Source organism: Thermanaerovibrio velox DSM 12556 (genome assembly GCF_000237825.1).
Taxonomy (GTDB): Bacteria; Synergistota; Synergistia; order Synergistales; family Synergistaceae; genus Thermanaerovibrio; species Thermanaerovibrio velox.
Window position 1 is genome coordinate 1,489,409 of sequence record NZ_CM001377.1, and the last position, 15,776, is coordinate 1,505,184.

Consider the following 15,776-nt stretch of genomic DNA (forward strand, 5'->3'; position numbering starts at 1 on the left):
CAAGCCGAAGCAGCGTCTCGTCAGCGAACCAGCCGTAGGGAGCTTCAGCGTCGGCGACTCCGCCGCCTCCTCGTCAACAGCGTGGACTGCCGTCTTTCCCTCTTCTTGAAAAGCCGGAGCCCCGGCAAGGAGGGTTTGAAGAACACGACAAGCCCCAGGGCCACCGACGTCCCAGCCCCTCCAAGGAGGATCCAAAGGGTCCCTCCCCCCATGCCGCCAAAAGCATGATCAGAACTCTCAGGACCCTGATCGGGCTTCTGGTCGGGGCTTGGTCGGGGGGCCTCTTGAACCGGCTTCTTATCAGGCCCCTGTTGGGGGGCCTTCTGATCTGGCTTTTGATCGGGGCCCTGTTGGGAGACCTCATGACCTGACTTCTTAGATGATACATCAGGCACCTCCGGTAGGCCCAAGAGCCCCGTTGGGAGGTGAATGCTCTTAACGGCATCCACCACCGAGCCCCAAAGGGACCTCAGGCCCCCCCCTATCCCCCAGCGGAAGGGTTTGCTTAGCCCTAGGTCAACCACCTTGAGGCCGTCGGGGCCGAAGAAGAACACCTGACCGTCCTGGTTTACGTTGTTTACCTCGTAGTTGGAAAGAGCCTCGAAGGCCTCCTGAACCACCTCCACCCGGGAGGGCACCAGGACCGCAAGCCCCCCGTCAGCGGTTAAGGATTGCCCCATGACCCAAAAGGCCTCGCCAGCAAGCTTGGCCTCCACGTCCTTGCGGGGTAGCTTAAGCTGGCCGTCCTTGTACAACACGCTCAACCTGTCCTCCATGTCAGTTGGCAGGCTGTTCCCTATGAAGATGAAGAAACCATCCGGGACGTCCACGTCCTCCCCGTAGAACCGGACGTCCGGGAACACCGGGACCTCGGAAGGAAGAGAGGAACAAAGCCACCGAAAGGCCGCGAGGGCCCCCTGAAGGCCGGTCCATTTAAGATCCCGCCCCACCAGGACAGGTACCCCTTCGCTCATAAGGGCCCCCATGTCCCCAAGCATGCCATAGGCCTTGCCATAGGACATCTTGACATACGAGACCTGCAGAGAAGATGGTCCCCCAGCCCCCCGGACCACCAGCTTCAATCGGTTTTTAACCTTAAGGTTAACCCAATCGGGAACGTAAAGGACGGCATCCACGTTGCCGTCCTCAAGCCTCTCGGAGCAGACCAGCTGGCCGTTCACGTACAGGTCGAGGGCCCCTTCTCCCCTTGCCGAAAGGGGGACCACCCCCTTGACCGATATGGACAAGCGGTCCACCACCCCTCCCCACAGGAAGAGGTCCCCGAGCTCGTAAGACCATCCTGGAGCCCAGGACCTGGAAAGCCTTTGATATTTCCAGCGGGTCCCCTTGCTGCCCCCGGAGGCCTCGGACAAGCCGGTCACCGTGGCACCCTGCATCATCCCCATCAACGTGGGGTCGAAGATCTTGGCACAAAGATCCCTCAGGGAACCCCTGGATACCCCGTTTATGAGCAGGTTCGCCCCCCCGGAGTCCAAGGTGACCCCATCCGCCTGCTGATCATCCAGCTGAACTCGCACCTTGGGGAGGAACGGCTCGGATAGCTCCTCGGAGGCCTTTATCAACACCACCCTTCCACCGGGCAAAAGACGGCTTAAGGTGCCCACCAGGGCAAAACCGGCGGAGAGTTCCTCGTCCCTAGCCTCGTTGGGCACCACCACCGCCACCCCTTCGTTGAGGGAGGCAAGCCACTGGGACACGCTCTTCGGCATCGAGAAAACCCCTTCCAAAACCAGACGGGCAGAGGTTATTTGAACCCCCGCGTCCTGAGAAGGGTCATCCCAATGCCCCCCCGAAAGGCCGGCTAAAACCCTTATCACCACCTTGGCACCCTGAAGCTTGGCCCCTGAAAGGGGTATCACCAGCCGCTTATCTCCGGAAGCCAGCCGGGAAGAGCCTATCATCACGTTCCCCAAGAACACCGAAACGGTGCCGGAAACAGCCCCCTCCGGATAGTTCAACGACAGCTCGAGCCTTGAAGGGCTCATTACCGTCCCCGAGGGCAGCGGGAACCACAGCTCCGCCTCCCCCTTAGGGCCCCCTATCGTAAGCCCTCCAGCCCCAATGGAAGGAGAGTTAATCGTCCTCTCACCTCCCCATGCGGAGGATAGAAATACACCGGTGAACACCAGAAGTGCCACCCCAAAGGACAAAAACCTGCGAAACATGAAAAGCCCCCTACCTGCCGGAAAGGACATCTCCGGATACGTATTAAAATACCTGTTAAGGCCAGATTATTATACTCGCTATAAAGGCGGTGACAACGATATGAAGGCCCATGGAAATAATTTTTCAACCCTGTGCGAGCTTCAGCGCCAAATGGCTCAGCAGGTGGTCTTAAGCTCCCTCAAGGGTGAGATCCGGTTCATCTCCGGGGTGGATTGTTCGGAGGTCCAAGGGCGCGTAAGGGCCGCCGCGGTGCTCATGTCATGGCCTCAGCTTGAAGAGCTTGGAAGGTCCGCCTTCGAGGACGTGTGCACGGTGCCCTACGTTCCGGGGTTCCTGTCCTTTAGGGAGATGGAACCGATGATGAAGGCCCTGGAAGCCCTTAAAGGGCCGGTGGATCTTATCCTGGTGGACGGATGCGGCATAGCTCATCCACGAGGTCTCGGCATAGCAAGCCACCTGGGGGTGGCAACGGGGGTACCGTCAATTGGGGTGTCCAAGTCCCCCCTGGTGGGGTCTTTCGAGGAACCCGGAGAAGCACCCCTTTCAAGCTCCCCCCTGGTCTTTCAAGGACGCCAGGTTGGATGGGCGCTTAGAAGCCGAAAGGGCTGCAAACCCATATTCGTAAGCCCTGGGCACCTCATAGACCTTGAGGGGGCCCTAGAGACCGTCAAGATGGCCCTTCGGGGATACAAGCTGCCGGAACCAATAAGAAGGGCCGACCGGCTGTCAAAGCTAAGGCCCCCTAAGGCTTAAGCTATGCCTATCGGACGAACATGTAGAACACTATCCCCGCCAATACCGCAAGCACCGCGCCCCCTGCGATGATGATCATGGGCGAAGGGGCCTTGGGAGGAGGCGGCACGTCCTCCACCACCTCCTGGAACGCCTTCTTTATGCGGACGTTGCCGGAAAGCCTTAAGATCCCCACAAGCCCATCTGAAAGGTGAAGATCCACCTGGGTGCTTCCGGTCTCGGTCTTCTTCACCGATATGACCTTGGCGGACACCACCCCGTCAAACCCGGGCAGCTTGGACTTAAAGAGGTCGTAGAAGAAGGAGTCCTCCGGGAGGGCCGCTAGAACCTCATCCCCTTCCTTCAAGCCCTGAAGTGGTATGCCCCCCACCGGATCGAGCACCGGCTGGCACGTGAGCACCACTAAGTGGGGCACCTCCGGCTTAAACCCATGATCCTGCTCTTCACCCCGGACCCGGGCTTCCACCTCCTGCTGGCCCTTGCTCCCAAAGGCCCGCAGCTCATCCTCCGCCTCATCCGGGGATAACTCGTCCATCCTAGCCACCACAACCGCCTTCAAACCCAGGCGGTCCGCGGCGAACTTTATGAGTTCATACTCGAAGGCTTTCACGTTTCCCTGGAGCAGGGCGCGCTGAAATATCTGGCTGTCCTGAACGAACATCCTAAACTGCATCGCCCCGTAGGCCCCGAAGGATTGGTCGTCCATCCCCATGGAATCTATGAGATGAGCCCTGGACCGCCAGGGATCCGGGACCTCCAAGTCGGACGACGTGCCCGATATCTTGATCCATATTATCCGCTTGGAGTCCCCCAATATGCAAAATGGGAAGATGAACCGCTGTCCCCTGTCGTTCTTGCCGTCCACAATGCCGCTTATGACCGCGTAGTCGGGCACCTGCAGCACCCCCTGATCTTTCTATGTATCTATATATTACAGGCACTGGCGGGATTTTAGCACCCCTAAATTCCTCCAATGGGGTGATCTTTTTAACAACCCAGGGTTATGAAGTAAAATGACTTCAGCACGATCCAAAGACCAGGCAGAACGGCCAGGGGGTGAAGGACATGACAAGAAAGGTGGTCGTCATAGGAGCTGACGCGGCGGGCATGAGCGCCGCTTCGCAGTTAAGGAGGCTGGACCGCCACGTGGAGATACTGGTCTTTGAAAGGGGGCATTACACCTCCTACTCCGCCTGCGGCATCCCCTACCTGGTGGGAGGTCTCATCAAGGATCCTGGCAGGCTCATATCCAGAACCCCTGATGATTTCGCCTCCATGGGCATCAATGTGCGCACCAGATCAGAGGTGACCGGGATAGATACCGTTTCCAGGACCGTGGAGGTGCTGGAATTGGATACCGGGAGGACCTACCATGAGCCCTACGACCAACTGCTCATAGCCACCGGCGCCAAACCCATAAAGCCTCAGGTGGAGGGGATAGACACCCCCGGTGTCTTCGGGGTGAACACCCTGGACAGCGGCATTGAGCTTCTCAAGGCGGTGGAGGAGCGCCGTCCCCGCAAGGCAGTGATAATAGGAGGAGGTTACATAGGCCTGGAGGTGGCGGAGGCCTTGAACTGCCATCGAGGCCTTGACGTAACGGTGGTCGAGAGGGCTCCGACCGTGATGGGGACCCTTGACCAGGACATGGGGAAGCTGGTGGGGGAGGCCCTTTTGGACGTGGGAGTGAAGCTCAAGACCAACGAGGCCCTGCGGGCGGTGGAAGGACACCAAGGTTGGGTGAAGGGCGTTTGGACCGACCAAGGGTTCATCGAGGCAGATATTGTGGTCTTGGGGCTTGGGGTGGCTCCCAACTCCGACCTGGCCCAGAGGTCCCGCATACCCTTGGGCTTCAGGAACTCCATAGAGGTGGACCTTAGGATGCGCACCCCCGTGGAGGGGATCTGGGCCGCCGGGGACTGCGCCCAGAACTTCCACATGATAACCCGTAAGCCCTTCTACGTGGCCATGGGCACGTCGGCCAACAAGATGGGCCGGGTGGCGGGGCTCAATCTCGCGGGAAGGGACTACCTGTTCCAGGGGGTAATGGGGACCGCGGTGTGCAAGATATGCAAGTACGAGGTGGCGAGGACCGGGCTCTCGGAAAGGGAGGTCTCCGAGGCGGGGATCGACGCGGTTTCCGCGGTCATAACCGATGAGACCCGGGCGGGCTACTACCCCGGCTCCGGTGACATAACCGTAAAGCTAACAGCCCGGAAGGACACCGGCGCCGTCATAGGGGGACAGATAGTGGGGGTCGAAGGCGCAGCAAAGCGCATCGACGTCATCGCCACCGCCATAAGGGGCGGCCTCACCGCGGAAGACCTGGTGAACATGGACCTAAGCTACGCCCCCCCGTTCTCCCCCGTATGGGACCCCGTTCAGGTGGCCACAAGGGCCCTGCTGAAGCTCCTGTAACCGTCATTCAACCACAAGGTCCCTATGCTGTGGTAGGATCTTCCCTATGAGGAGATCCTACCGCTTTTTACTCACGTCCCTTATCATAACCGCTTCCATCATCTGGGCCGTTCGGGCGGTTCACACCGGCCTTCCAAGGGAAGGACAGTCGGAGTTCTTCGCCATGAACACCTTGATGAGGATACGGCTTGAGGCCCCAGACCCCGAGGGCGTCCTGGCTCGATGTGAGTCCACGGTGAGACGCATAGAAAGCCTCACCTCCGCCCACCTGGACTCCTCGGAGGTATCCACCCTGTCGAGGACCGGGGAGATATCACCCTCGGACCCGGTGCGGCGGGTACTGCGAACCGCCTTGGATGTGGCGAGGGACTCTAAGGGATCGTTCGATCCCACCATAGGGGCCCTCACGTCCCTGTGGCAGATAGGCACCCCAAACGCACGGGTGCCAAGGCCTGAGGAGATAGCAAGGGCGATAAGGCAGGTGGACTACAAGGGGCTTTCGGAGTCCCGGGACGGCAGGTTTCACTTGAGGTCCGGGCAGAAGCTGGACCTCGGCGGGATAGCTAAGGGCTTCGCCGGGGACGTCCTTGCGGATGAGCTCGGGACCATGGGGGTTAAACGGGCGGTACTGGACCTTGGGGGGAACGTGGTGGTCCTGGGCAGCCCCGACAGGGGGCCTTGGAGGATAGGGGTACAGCACCCCACTTCCCCCCGGGGGACCCTCTTGGGCATCCTGGAGCTTGAGGGGCCCAGGGCGGCGGTGGTGACCTCCGGGGTTTACGAGAGGTTCCTTGAGGTGAACGGCCGAAGGTACCACCACATCTTGAATCCCAAGACCGGCTATCCCGCCCAATCGGGGCTTCTTTCGGTCACGGTGGTATCGCATTCCTCCACCGCCGCCGACGCCTTGAGCACCGCCCTCTTCGTGGAGGGCCCAAAGAAGGGACAAGAGCTGCTCAAAAGGTACAATGCCCTGGCCCTGTTCGTTACTACGGACCGCAGGATCCTTATAAGCCCCGGGCTGATCGGACGGTTCTACCTTAAGGACCCTTCGTTCCGGGTGGAGCCTCTGGGCTCCGGAGGGGCGCAAAGGGGAGGGAAAGGGCCATAGCGGGGAGGAAGCTGGACCGCTGGGTGGCGGCGGTCATAATACTAGTGAGCCTAGGTGCCCTGGCGGCAAGGCACTTGCTGAGCCATGGGGGGCAAACGGCAACCCTCGAGATATCCTCACCGTCGGTAAAAAAGATCATCCCCCTGGATGGTTCTTTCAACGGCACAATAATGATCAGGGCGGAGGATGGGGGGTTTAACTTGGTGGAGGTCCGAGGGAAAGCCGCCAGGGTTAAGGACGCCGACTGCCCCGATCGGTTGTGCGTAAGACAGGGGTGGCTGTCCAAACCGGGGGATCAGGCGGTATGTCTTCCCCACCGGCTGGTGGTCCGCATAAGGGGGGATCGGGAGGAGGAGGTTCATGGGATATCCCAGTAGACGGGTGACCCTTGACGGTCTGCTGCTAGGGGCCGCGGTATGCGTAAACGTGCTGGAGGGCCTTTTCCCATACCCATTACCGGGGGTTAAGCTGGGGCTTCCAAACGCCCTGGGGCTCGCCGCCTTCGCCCTTTGGGGCTTCAAGGACGCGGCGCTGGTGTCCCTGGGGAGGGTTTTGTTGTCGGGGCTCCTCTTCTCCGGTTTCGGCCTGTCGTTCCTGTGTTCTCTTGCGGGGGTCCTAGGGGCCCTCGGGGTCCTAGGCGTTATGGGCCGCATGTGGCCCGAGAGGCTCTCCTTGAGGGGGCTGGCCCAAGCTCAGGCCCTGGCTTTCAACCTGGCCCAGCTGTGGGTGGCATCCAGGGCGGTGAGCTCCTTTCACCTGTTCCTCTCATACCTTCCGATCATGGGCATATCCTCCATCCTCACCGGTTTCGCCACGGGGACGATGGCGGAGTGGCTCTGCCAAAAGATCAAGGGGACGGAGGTACCCCCCCCATCCCCTTGAGATCTTCTTGCTGCTCAAAAGCCCTTGATGCTTGATCGCCGCGGCTAACGGGGCTAGTACGAGGACTCCAGGAACAGTATGGACTTGGTGGGGCACTTCTCCACGCACTTCATGCACTGGGTGCACTTGGACTGGTCTATTACCGGCAGGTTGTCCTCCATGGTTATGGCCCCTTCTGGGCAGACCTTGCTGCAAAGTCCGCAGCCTATGCAGCCGAGCTGGCAGACCTTCTTGACGTCCGCACCGCGCTGGTGGGAATTGCAGGCCACCCTTACCCGCTTGTCCATAATCACCAGCTCTATCACCCCCTTGGGACAGGAGGCAACGCAGAGGCCACATCCCACACACCTGGACTCGTCAACCCTTGCCAAGGAGTTCTCTATCCTTATGGCGTCAAAGGGGCAGACGGTAACGCAGGTGCCAAGGCCGAGGCAGCCGTACGAGCAGCCCTTGGGGCCGCTGCCGGGCAAAACCACCGCCTCCCGGCAGTCCATGACCCCGTCGTACACGTAGCGTGTCTTTGCCACGTCCGGGCTGCCCTTACACTTAACGAAGGCAACCCGTTTTATCACGTCCTCCGCGGACATCCCCATGATGGCCGCCACCTTTGTGGCCACGTCGGCCCCCCGGGGGCGCACTTGTTGGGCTTGGCCTCCCCGGAGACCACCGCCTCGGCGTAACCGTCGCAGCCGGGGTAACCGCAGGCCCCGCAGTTGGCCCCTGGCAGGGCATCCCTGACCTGCTCCACCCTCGGATCCACCTGGACCCGGAACTTCTCCGCCGCCACCGCCAAGAGGACTCCGAAACAAAGTCCCAACCCGCCTAACACCGCCGCGGGGAACAAGGTTCCTTCCATGCCCATTAAGAAGCACCCCCTATATGAGTCCCGTGAAGCCCATGAAGGCCACCGCCATTAGGCTCGCGGTCACCAGGGCGATGGGAAGCCCCCTCATGCACCGGGGCATGGTGTCACTGGCATCTATACGCTCCCTCAACCCCGCCATGAGTATGAGGGCCAAAAGGAACCCCACGGAGGCTCCCACGGCGTTAACCATGCTGCCGACTAGCCCGTAGCCCTTGTTCATGTTTATCACCGCCACGCCCAAGACCGCGCAGTTGGTGGTGATGAGGGGAAGGAATATCCCAAGGGACTTGTAAAGGCCTGGGTTCAGCTTCTTCAGGGCCATCTCGACCAGCTGCACCAGGGCCGCTATGACCAGTATGAACGAAAGGGTGTACAGGTACTGGAGCCCCATGGGGACCAGGATGAAGTTGTACAGGAGCCAGGTTATCATGGAGGCCAGGAATATAACGAATATGACCGCCATACCCATTCCCTTAGCGGTTCCCAGCTTCGAAGAAACCCCAAGGAAAGGGCAGCACCCCAAGAACTGGGAGAGGATTATGTTGTGGACAAAAACCGCACCCAAGAATATACCTATGAGGCTCATCTTCCGTCATCCTCCGTCCTAAGCATGCTGCATACCTGGCATCCCGCGCAGGCGGTCTGCTTGCCCAATCGATCCGCATCGGAGTCCGCATCTATCATGTCGGTGCCTCCGGGACGACGGCGGCGCTTCAGGTCCTTTCTGTAGTTAAGGTAGCCCATCACCAGCCCAAGGGTGAGGAAGCCCCCGGGTGCCAGTATCATCACCAGGGCGGGCTGAACGTAATGGGGGAACACCGGGCAGCCGAAAAGGGTACCACCACCGAGAACCTCCCTTATGGATCCCAGGATCAGGAGCCCCACGGTGAACCCAAGCCCCATGCCTATCCCGTCGAAGAGCGACGCCACCACACCGTTCTTAAAGGCAAAGGCCTCTGCCCGGGCGAGTATTATGCAGTTCACCACTATGAGGGGGATGAATATCCCCAGGGACTTATCCAGCGAAGGGGCGTAGGCGGAGACCAGGAACTGGATTATGGTGACAAAACCGGCTATTACCACTATGAAGGCGGGGATCCTTATCTGGTTGGGGATCATCCGTCTCAGCAAGGAGATGACCACGTTGGAACCCATCAGCACCGCCGTGGCGGCAACCCCCATGCCCAGGCCGTTTATGGCGCTCGTGGTAACCGCCAGGGTGGGACAAAGCCCTATGACCTGGACAAAGGTGGGGTTTTCACCGAACACGCCGGCCCTTATCCTCTCCAGGGCGGTCCTTATCATCACCTGTTACCTCCCATCTTCTCGAAGACCTCCACCGCGGAGTTGACCCCCTCGGTGACCGCCCGGGAGGTTATGGTGGCGCCGGATATGGCCAGCACCTCGTCATCCTTCGCCGGGGCGGACTTGACCACCTTCAACACCTGGGCCTTTTTCCCCCTGAACTGGTCGGAAAAGCTCGGCTCGGAGGCCTTGGCCCCAAGACCTGGGGTCTCCGACTGGCTCAGCATGCTTATGCCCCTTATTATCCCGTCGCTCCCTATGCCGGTCACGAACACCACGGGGCCCGCGTAACCTTTAACAGAAACGGTCACCGCATATCCCACAAGCTCACCGCCCTTGCGTCCCTCCTGGACGTCCTGAACACCGGAGACCGGGGGGAACTTCACGGGATTGAAGGAATCCGCTTCCGGGAGGGTCTTCCGGAAGGCCTCCTGCCGCTGGGCCTCCTTGGTCTTGCTTATGGGGCCTGCGGTTATCTGCTGCACCGCCCCCAGGACCAGACCGGTGACGGCGGTTATGACGAACAGTATGGTTCCAAGCTTCACCTTCTCGTTCACGACCTCTTCACCCCCTGGGGCTGGCCGAATATCCTGGGCTTGAAGTAGCGGTCTATGAGGGGCACCGTTAGGTTCATTATGAGGATGGAATAGGATACCCCCTCGGGATAGCCGCCGTAGAACCTTATGAGAGTGGTTATGACGCCGCAGCCGAAGGCGAACAGCATCTGCCCGGACTTGTCCATGGGACTGGTGGCGTAGTCGGTGGCCATGAATATGGCGCCTAGGAAAAGGCCTCCCGCGAATATCTCGTAGAGGGGGCCCATCGATATCCCGGAGGGCCTGTGGAGAACCGCGCTTAGGACCGCCACGGTGCCGATATATACCACCGGGATGTGCCAAGTGATTACCCGCTTCCAAAGGAGTAAGAGTCCCCCGATGAGAAGCGCCAGGGCCGATGTCTCCCCGATGCACCCCCCCACGTTGCCGATGAAGAGGTCCATAAGTCCAGGAAGGTTGGCCCCCGTTGACTCCACTCCCTTAAGGAGGGCAAGGGGGGTGGGGCCTGTTACCCCGTGGAGGCTCCAGGTGGTCATTGGAACCGGCCAGCAGGTGAGCATCACCGCCCTGGCGGCCAGGGCGGGGTTGACTATGTTCTTACCAAGCCCCCCGTAAAGCTGTTTTACCACGATTATGGCAAAGCCGCTTCCTAGGGCGGCCATGAAGAGGGATATGTCGGGGGGCAGGTTGTAAGCTAGGAGGAGCCCCGTAACCGCGGCGGAGAGATCCGACACGGTAACCTTGCGTCCCGTCACCCTCTGCCACAGCGCCTCGGAGCCCACCGCGGAGAGCACGCACACCGATATTACCCAAAAGGCGTGCATCCCGAAGAAGTAGACCCCCGCCACGCCAGCGGGCACCAGCGCCAGGAGCACCAGCCCCATAATCTTACGGACCGTCAGCTCATCCCTTATGTGGGGTGAGCTGGAAACCACAAGAAGCCTGTTCAACCTATGCCCCTCCTTTACGCCTTCTTGCTAGGATAGTTCTCTTGCCGTCCCTGCAGGACTGGGTGAGGTGGCGCCTGGCGGGACACGAGTAGGCACAGCACCCGCACTCGATGCAGTTCATCCCCCCGAGGCTCTCAAACTGGTCGTACTCCCTACGTCGGACCATGGCATCCAGCTCGTAGGGGGTGAGCCCCATGGGACAGGTGGCCACGCACTTGCCGCACCTTATGCAGTTCTCCTCCTCACCAAGCCTCGCCATGGCCTCGGAGAGGGCCAATATGCCGGAGGTACCCTTAACAACCGGAACGTCCAGGTCCGACAGGGCTATGCCCATCATGGGCCCTCCCGCTATGACCTTCATGGGTTCCACAACGAAGCCTCCGCAGGCCTCTACAAGCTCCCTTACGGACATTCCAAGCCTTACGCCCAGGTTGCGGGGTTCCTTGATCGCGTCACCGGCGACCGTTACTATGCGATCGATCACCGGGCGGCCGTTCACGACCGCGTTCCATATCTGATGGACCGTGCGAACGTTGAGTATTATGCACCCCACGTCGGCGGGGAGACCTCCGGAGGGGACCTCCCGTCCGGTGACCGCGTAGATCAGCATCTTCTCCGCCCCTTGGGGGTACTTGGTCTTCACCGCCTGGACGGATATTCCCGCTGAGGCAAGCCCAGACGCATCAAGGTACTCCCTCATTGCCTTAAGTGCGTGGGGCTTGTTGTCCTCCACCGCCACGATCCCCTTTACCCCTTGGGGGAAGAGCCGGAGGACCAAGGATAGGCCCCTTAAAACCTGCTCCCCCTCCTCCATCATAAGCCGGTCATCGCAGGTTAGATACGGCTCGCACTCCGCACCGTTTATTATCACGTGGTCTATCTTCTTATCCGGCGGGGGGGAGAGCTTGACCGCCGTGGGGAAACAGGCCCCACCCATGCCAACTATGCCGGACTCCCGTATAATCCTCCGAATCTCATCGGGGGATAACACCTCCCAATCATCCCTCGGGGTTATCGATGGATCCCATTCGTAGAGGCCGTCGTTCTCCACCACCACGCAGGTGTCCAGGGCACCGGATATAACCAGCCGCTGGGACACCTCCTTGACGACGCCGGACACCGACGAGTGAACCGGGGCGGATACGAAGGCATCGCTGTCCCCTATCTTCTGCCCCACCAAAACCCTGTCCCCCTTTTTCACCAGGGGTTTGCAGGGCGCTCCTATGTGCTGAGACATGGGGAATACCAGCTCGCCGCCCGGGTCGATCCACTGCACCGGGGAGGACTCGGTAGAACCCTTCCGATGAGGCGGATGAACCCCTTTCTTGAAAGTAGCTAACGCCATAGCCGCTGCCCTCCATGCGTTAAATTCTAAATGTTCGGGAATATGCCTCCGTATTTTTGCACAATTGTCCCGAACAACAGCATAAAGGATACACCCAAAGCGGGTTTTTGGGCTAGTATACATGCCCCTCCTACCCCATAACCCCGCAAAAAATGCCTATGAATTAATCATTGCTTAAATATATAAATCGACAAAAACGCACTAAGGAGCACCGCTTTAATTCCGATTTTAAGACGCCGCCTTCCGTAGGAAGCCCCAAACGGCGGCAAGGGATCATGGAAGTCACCCGCTCTAAGCTATTTTAACTTCACCGCCTCCCAGGGCTCCACCTCACCTGGGAACACCTCCATCATCGGATGAGGCAAGGGGTCCGATAGGGCCCTTAGGGAGTCGTACCTCTGGGGATCCCGGAGGGACAGCTTTTTCAAGAGGTGTCCCCACTCGTAGGCAAGCTGGCCGGATGACACGGGTATCCGGATCCGCCCTTCCGCCTCCGGCGCCTGTTGAAGCTTTGAGGGATTGAACTTATATCCCCTCTGTCGGGCTTCCTCAAAGACCACCAGCAGGTACAGGTTGATTGCAAGGACGGGGTCAGCCTGCCCCCTGAAGCGGATCAATTGGGGATGATGCCTATACCCTGTGGTGTTACCTTCTAGAACCGCCTTGGCAAGCAGTCCCTCCCTCCAAAGGGCCACCAGCCCCTTGGGGTCCAAATAACATGGGTGAAGAGACCAAAGACGAATCCTGTTCACCGCCCTTCCTCACGCTAAGAACCATATGTACTACCTGCTATCTACCATGGCATATTAACCATAAAAATCAATCTTTTGCCAGCCCCCCCACAAGCGGCACAAACCGGCACAGGTCCTCCCAGCGCTCACCCCTCTCCCCTCCCTCAAGGTTAACCACCAGCACCCTCTGCATCCCCCCTCCCACGTCCACCGGGGCCACCAAAATACCCGGGTCCGAAAGAAGACCCCCAAAGGCCCGCTCCACGTCCTCCTTCGAACAGGCGGCGGATATCAGGACCCTTGGGAACCTGCCAAGACCGAGCGACGGATCAAGACCATCCCCATGAACCACCTCCACCGATAACCCCAACTCCCCAAGGACCCGCCTGGACCAATCCACCAACCTACCTATGCGTTCCACCCCGGTCACCACACAACCCATGCGACCGAGCACCGCACACTGATAGCCGCAGCCGCTGCCCACCTCCAACACCCTAATGCCACTTCGGACCGACAGCAGATGGGTCATACGGGCCACCATGGAAGGCTGGGACACCGTCTGACCAAACCCGATGGGAAACGGAAAATCCCCATAGGCCTGTTCCAAAGCCCTCCTATCCCCCTCCTCCGCCCCTTCCCTCAGCACCTCTATGAATCGGTGCCTTGGGATCTCCCTGATTGCGGAGATGACATCGGGATCTCCACACCCCAAAACCTTAACCTGCTCGGCCAACCTCTCAGCCCAGGCCTTCCACAAACCCTTCACCCCCACGCTTTTTTGTATATATTATCCTTCAAAATCAGCGGAGGGGGTGCGGCGGTTGCTCGAAAAGGTAGACCTGGACAGGAAGCTCTCCAAGGAGGTGTTCAAGTCCACATGGCCAAACTTGATGGATGAGCTCGGAATGGCCCAGCGAAAAGCAAAGGAGCTCGGCATACCGGTCATGATAGTCTTCGAAGGCTGGGACGGGGCGGGCAAGGGAACCCTCATGAACGAGCTCATTCAAGCCCTGGACCCAAGAGGCTTCGAGGTCCACAACGTTAAGTCCGACCACGAACCCCTGTGGCCCCCCATGAGACGCTTCTTCCAAATCACACCGCCAAAGGGAAAGATAGGAATATACAACCGAAGCTGGTACCGACGGATACTGGACGGGGACGAATCTGATAAGGTACTCGAGGAGATAACCTCCTTCGAAAGCCAGCTGGCCCAGGCCGGATACTGCATCATAAAGCTGTTCCTCCACATATCTAAGAAAGAACAGCGGAAACGCCTCAAAGCACTGGAGGAAAATCCCGCCACCGCCTGGAGGGTAACCAAAGAGGACTGGGATAACCACAAACGCTACGACAAGATCGCCCAGACGGTGGAGAGGATGATACACCAAACAGACAAGGGCTATGCCCCATGGACCATTGTGGAGTCCCACCAAAAGGAGTACGCCACGGTCAAGATAGGGCAGAGCGTCCTGGAGCAAATATCCTCCGCCATAAAGAGGGCGGAGGCTGAGAAAGACATAAGCCCCGCAAGGTTCTCGGGCCTGGGACTGCGAAAGGATACTAGGACATCAATATTAAGGAACCTTAACATGGGGCTCTCCCTCTCGGAGGACGCCTACCGAAAGGAGCTCAAATCCTGCCAATCCCGCCTAAGGGAGATCCAATACCACCTCTACAAACTGCGCAAGCCGTTGGTGATAGTCTTCGAGGGGATGGACGCGGCGGGCAAGGGGGGCTGCATAAAGAGGCTCACCCAGAACCTGGATCCCCGAGGGTATCAGGTGGTACCCACCGCAGCACCTAACGACTGGGAAAGGGCTCACCACTACCTATGGCGCTTCTGGAACTCCTTCCCCAAGGGGGGACACATAGGGGTATACGACCGAAGCTGGTACGGCCGGGTGCTGGTGGAGCGCATAGAGGGATTCTGCACGGAACCGGAATGGCGAAGGGCCTTCGGGGAGATAAACGAGATGGAGGATCAATGGGCGGACTTCGGGGCGGTGATCATCAAGTTCTGGCTCCACATCACCCAGGAGGAGCAGCTCAGAAGGTTCAAGGAACGGCAGGAAAACCCGCTTAAGCAGTGGAAGATCACCGAAGAGGACTGGCGCAACCGGGATAAATGGGACCTCTACGAGGAAGCGGCGGAGGAGATGTTCATGAGGACCAGCACCCCCAACGCCCCCTGGGTCCTGGTGGAGGGCAACTGCAAGCGCTTCGCGAGGATAAAGGTGCTAAAAGAGGTAATAAAGATGGCGGAGGCCAAGCTCAAGCTCTAAGCCTATGAATAAGAGGCGGGGGATCACGGCCAGAGCCGTACACCCCCGCCTCTCATCCTCACATCCTCGCACCAACAGCCGCGTTACTCGGATATCCCATCCCCCACCAAGGACAGGGCAAGGTCCAGGACGCCCTCCCCATCCATGGCCCCGTAAAGCTTCGTGTCTATGACCTCCACGGGGACCCCGTCCCGCACAGACCGTCTCACCTCATCCAGCATGTACCTGGCCTGGGGACCTAAAAGGACCACCTGGGCGTCCTCGGTGAGATCCCTCATGTCCGCCGTGGACACCGCCTCTATGTCCGCCTTTATGCCCCGCCTCTCCGCCGCCTTCTTCATCTTGCTCACCAAAAGGCTGGTGGACATGCCGGCGAAACACACCAGCACT

At 59.5% G+C, this 15,776-nt stretch carries 18 protein-coding genes; 6 read left to right on the plus strand and 12 right to left on the minus strand.

What is annotated here, in order from left to right:
* Positions 1-44: 44 nt before the first annotated feature.
* Complete coding sequence (locus THEVEDRAFT_RS07165) at positions 45-2,186, minus strand: hypothetical protein (RefSeq protein WP_006584052.1); 2,142 nt, start codon at positions 2,184-2,186, stop codon at positions 45-47.
* Between the two features lie 100 nt (positions 2,187-2,286).
* On the opposite strand from THEVEDRAFT_RS07165, the gene THEVEDRAFT_RS07170 reads away from it, so the two are divergent.
* Complete coding sequence (locus tag THEVEDRAFT_RS07170) at positions 2,287-2,940, plus strand: endonuclease V (RefSeq protein ID WP_006584053.1); 654 nt, start codon at positions 2,287-2,289, stop codon at positions 2,938-2,940.
* Positions 2,941-2,947: 7 nt separating this feature from the next.
* Here the strand turns inward: THEVEDRAFT_RS07170 and THEVEDRAFT_RS07175 are convergent, their stop codons facing one another.
* The gene (locus THEVEDRAFT_RS07175) at positions 2,948-3,835 is read right to left on the minus strand and encodes a hypothetical protein (protein WP_006584054.1); all 888 of its coding nucleotides are present in this window, start codon (positions 3,833-3,835) and stop codon (positions 2,948-2,950) included.
* 170 nt (positions 3,836-4,005) lie between these two features.
* Here THEVEDRAFT_RS07175 and THEVEDRAFT_RS07180 point away from each other — a divergent pair, with 170 nt between their 5' ends.
* The 4 genes from THEVEDRAFT_RS07180 to THEVEDRAFT_RS07195 are packed head-to-tail and all read left to right on the plus strand — an operon-like array spanning position 4,006 to position 7,351.
* Positions 4,006-5,358, plus strand: a complete 1,353-nt coding sequence (locus THEVEDRAFT_RS07180) for an FAD-dependent oxidoreductase (protein WP_006584055.1) — start codon at positions 4,006-4,008, stop codon at positions 5,356-5,358.
* Between the two features lie 46 nt (positions 5,359-5,404).
* Positions 5,405-6,469 (plus strand): FAD:protein FMN transferase, encoded by a 1,065-nt coding sequence (locus THEVEDRAFT_RS07185; protein ID WP_006584056.1) that lies wholly within the window; start codon positions 5,405-5,407, stop codon positions 6,467-6,469.
* A gap of 23 nt (positions 6,470-6,492) precedes the next feature.
* Positions 6,493-6,846 (plus strand): NusG domain II-containing protein, encoded by a 354-nt coding sequence (locus tag THEVEDRAFT_RS07190; RefSeq protein ID WP_006584057.1) that lies wholly within the window; start codon positions 6,493-6,495, stop codon positions 6,844-6,846.
* Positions 6,830-7,351: a Gx transporter family protein gene (locus tag THEVEDRAFT_RS07195; RefSeq protein ID WP_006584058.1), complete on the plus strand. Its 522-nt coding sequence runs from the start codon at positions 6,830-6,832 to the stop codon at positions 7,349-7,351. Before THEVEDRAFT_RS07190 ends, THEVEDRAFT_RS07195 begins: the two co-directional genes overlap by 17 nt.
* A 53-nt stretch (positions 7,352-7,404) precedes the next feature.
* Here the strand turns inward: THEVEDRAFT_RS07195 and THEVEDRAFT_RS07200 are convergent, their stop codons facing one another.
* The 9 genes from THEVEDRAFT_RS07200 to THEVEDRAFT_RS07235 all read right to left on the minus strand — a co-directional run bounded on the left by THEVEDRAFT_RS07200 (position 7,405) and on the right by THEVEDRAFT_RS07235 (position 13,837).
* Positions 7,405-7,968 carry an RnfABCDGE type electron transport complex subunit B gene (locus tag THEVEDRAFT_RS07200; RefSeq protein ID WP_245522635.1) on the minus strand — a complete coding sequence of 188 codons (564 nt, stop codon included), beginning with the start codon at positions 7,966-7,968 and terminating at the stop codon, positions 7,405-7,407.
* The gene (locus THEVEDRAFT_RS09910; RefSeq protein WP_245522636.1) at positions 7,920-8,213 is read right to left on the minus strand and encodes an RnfABCDGE type electron transport complex subunit B; all 294 of its coding nucleotides are present in this window, start codon (positions 8,211-8,213) and stop codon (positions 7,920-7,922) included. The genes THEVEDRAFT_RS07200 and THEVEDRAFT_RS09910 overlap by 49 nt, the downstream gene beginning before the upstream one ends.
* A gap of 13 nt (positions 8,214-8,226) precedes the next feature.
* Positions 8,227-8,802 (minus strand): electron transport complex protein RnfA, encoded by a 576-nt coding sequence (locus tag THEVEDRAFT_RS07205; protein ID WP_006584060.1) that lies wholly within the window; start codon positions 8,800-8,802, stop codon positions 8,227-8,229.
* The gene (rsxE, locus tag THEVEDRAFT_RS07210; RefSeq protein ID WP_006584061.1) at positions 8,799-9,521 is read right to left on the minus strand and encodes an electron transport complex subunit RsxE; all 723 of its coding nucleotides are present in this window, start codon (positions 9,519-9,521) and stop codon (positions 8,799-8,801) included. Before rsxE ends, THEVEDRAFT_RS07205 begins: the two co-directional genes overlap by 4 nt.
* The gene (locus THEVEDRAFT_RS07215) at positions 9,521-10,078 is read right to left on the minus strand and encodes an RnfABCDGE type electron transport complex subunit G (protein WP_006584062.1); all 558 of its coding nucleotides are present in this window, start codon (positions 10,076-10,078) and stop codon (positions 9,521-9,523) included. Before THEVEDRAFT_RS07215 ends, rsxE begins: the two co-directional genes overlap by 1 nt.
* Positions 10,075-11,028: an RnfABCDGE type electron transport complex subunit D gene (locus THEVEDRAFT_RS07220; RefSeq protein WP_006584063.1), complete on the minus strand. Its 954-nt coding sequence runs from the start codon at positions 11,026-11,028 to the stop codon at positions 10,075-10,077. Before THEVEDRAFT_RS07220 ends, THEVEDRAFT_RS07215 begins: the two co-directional genes overlap by 4 nt.
* Before the next feature lies 1 nt (position 11,029).
* Positions 11,030-12,373 carry an electron transport complex subunit RsxC gene (gene rsxC / locus THEVEDRAFT_RS07225; protein WP_006584064.1) on the minus strand — a complete coding sequence of 448 codons (1,344 nt, stop codon included), beginning with the start codon at positions 12,371-12,373 and terminating at the stop codon, positions 11,030-11,032.
* A gap of 296 nt (positions 12,374-12,669) precedes the next feature.
* Complete coding sequence (locus tag THEVEDRAFT_RS07230) at positions 12,670-13,125, minus strand: pyrimidine dimer DNA glycosylase/endonuclease V (protein ID WP_006584065.1); 456 nt, start codon at positions 13,123-13,125, stop codon at positions 12,670-12,672.
* A gap of 67 nt (positions 13,126-13,192) precedes the next feature.
* Positions 13,193-13,837 carry a protein-L-isoaspartate O-methyltransferase family protein gene (locus THEVEDRAFT_RS07235; protein ID WP_040825881.1) on the minus strand — a complete coding sequence of 215 codons (645 nt, stop codon included), beginning with the start codon at positions 13,835-13,837 and terminating at the stop codon, positions 13,193-13,195.
* A 79-nt stretch (positions 13,838-13,916) separates the two neighbouring features.
* Here THEVEDRAFT_RS07235 and pap point away from each other — a divergent pair, with 79 nt between their 5' ends.
* On the plus strand, positions 13,917-15,386 hold the full coding sequence (pap, locus tag THEVEDRAFT_RS07240; protein ID WP_245522637.1) for a polyphosphate:AMP phosphotransferase: 1,470 nt from the start codon (positions 13,917-13,919) through the stop codon (positions 15,384-15,386).
* 83 nt (positions 15,387-15,469) lie between these two features.
* On the opposite strand, the gene THEVEDRAFT_RS07245 is transcribed toward pap, so the two are convergent.
* Positions 15,470-15,775 (minus strand): PTS sugar transporter subunit IIB, encoded by a 306-nt coding sequence (locus tag THEVEDRAFT_RS07245; RefSeq protein ID WP_342610192.1) that lies wholly within the window; start codon positions 15,773-15,775, stop codon positions 15,470-15,472.
* Position 15,776: the final 1 nt, after the last annotated feature.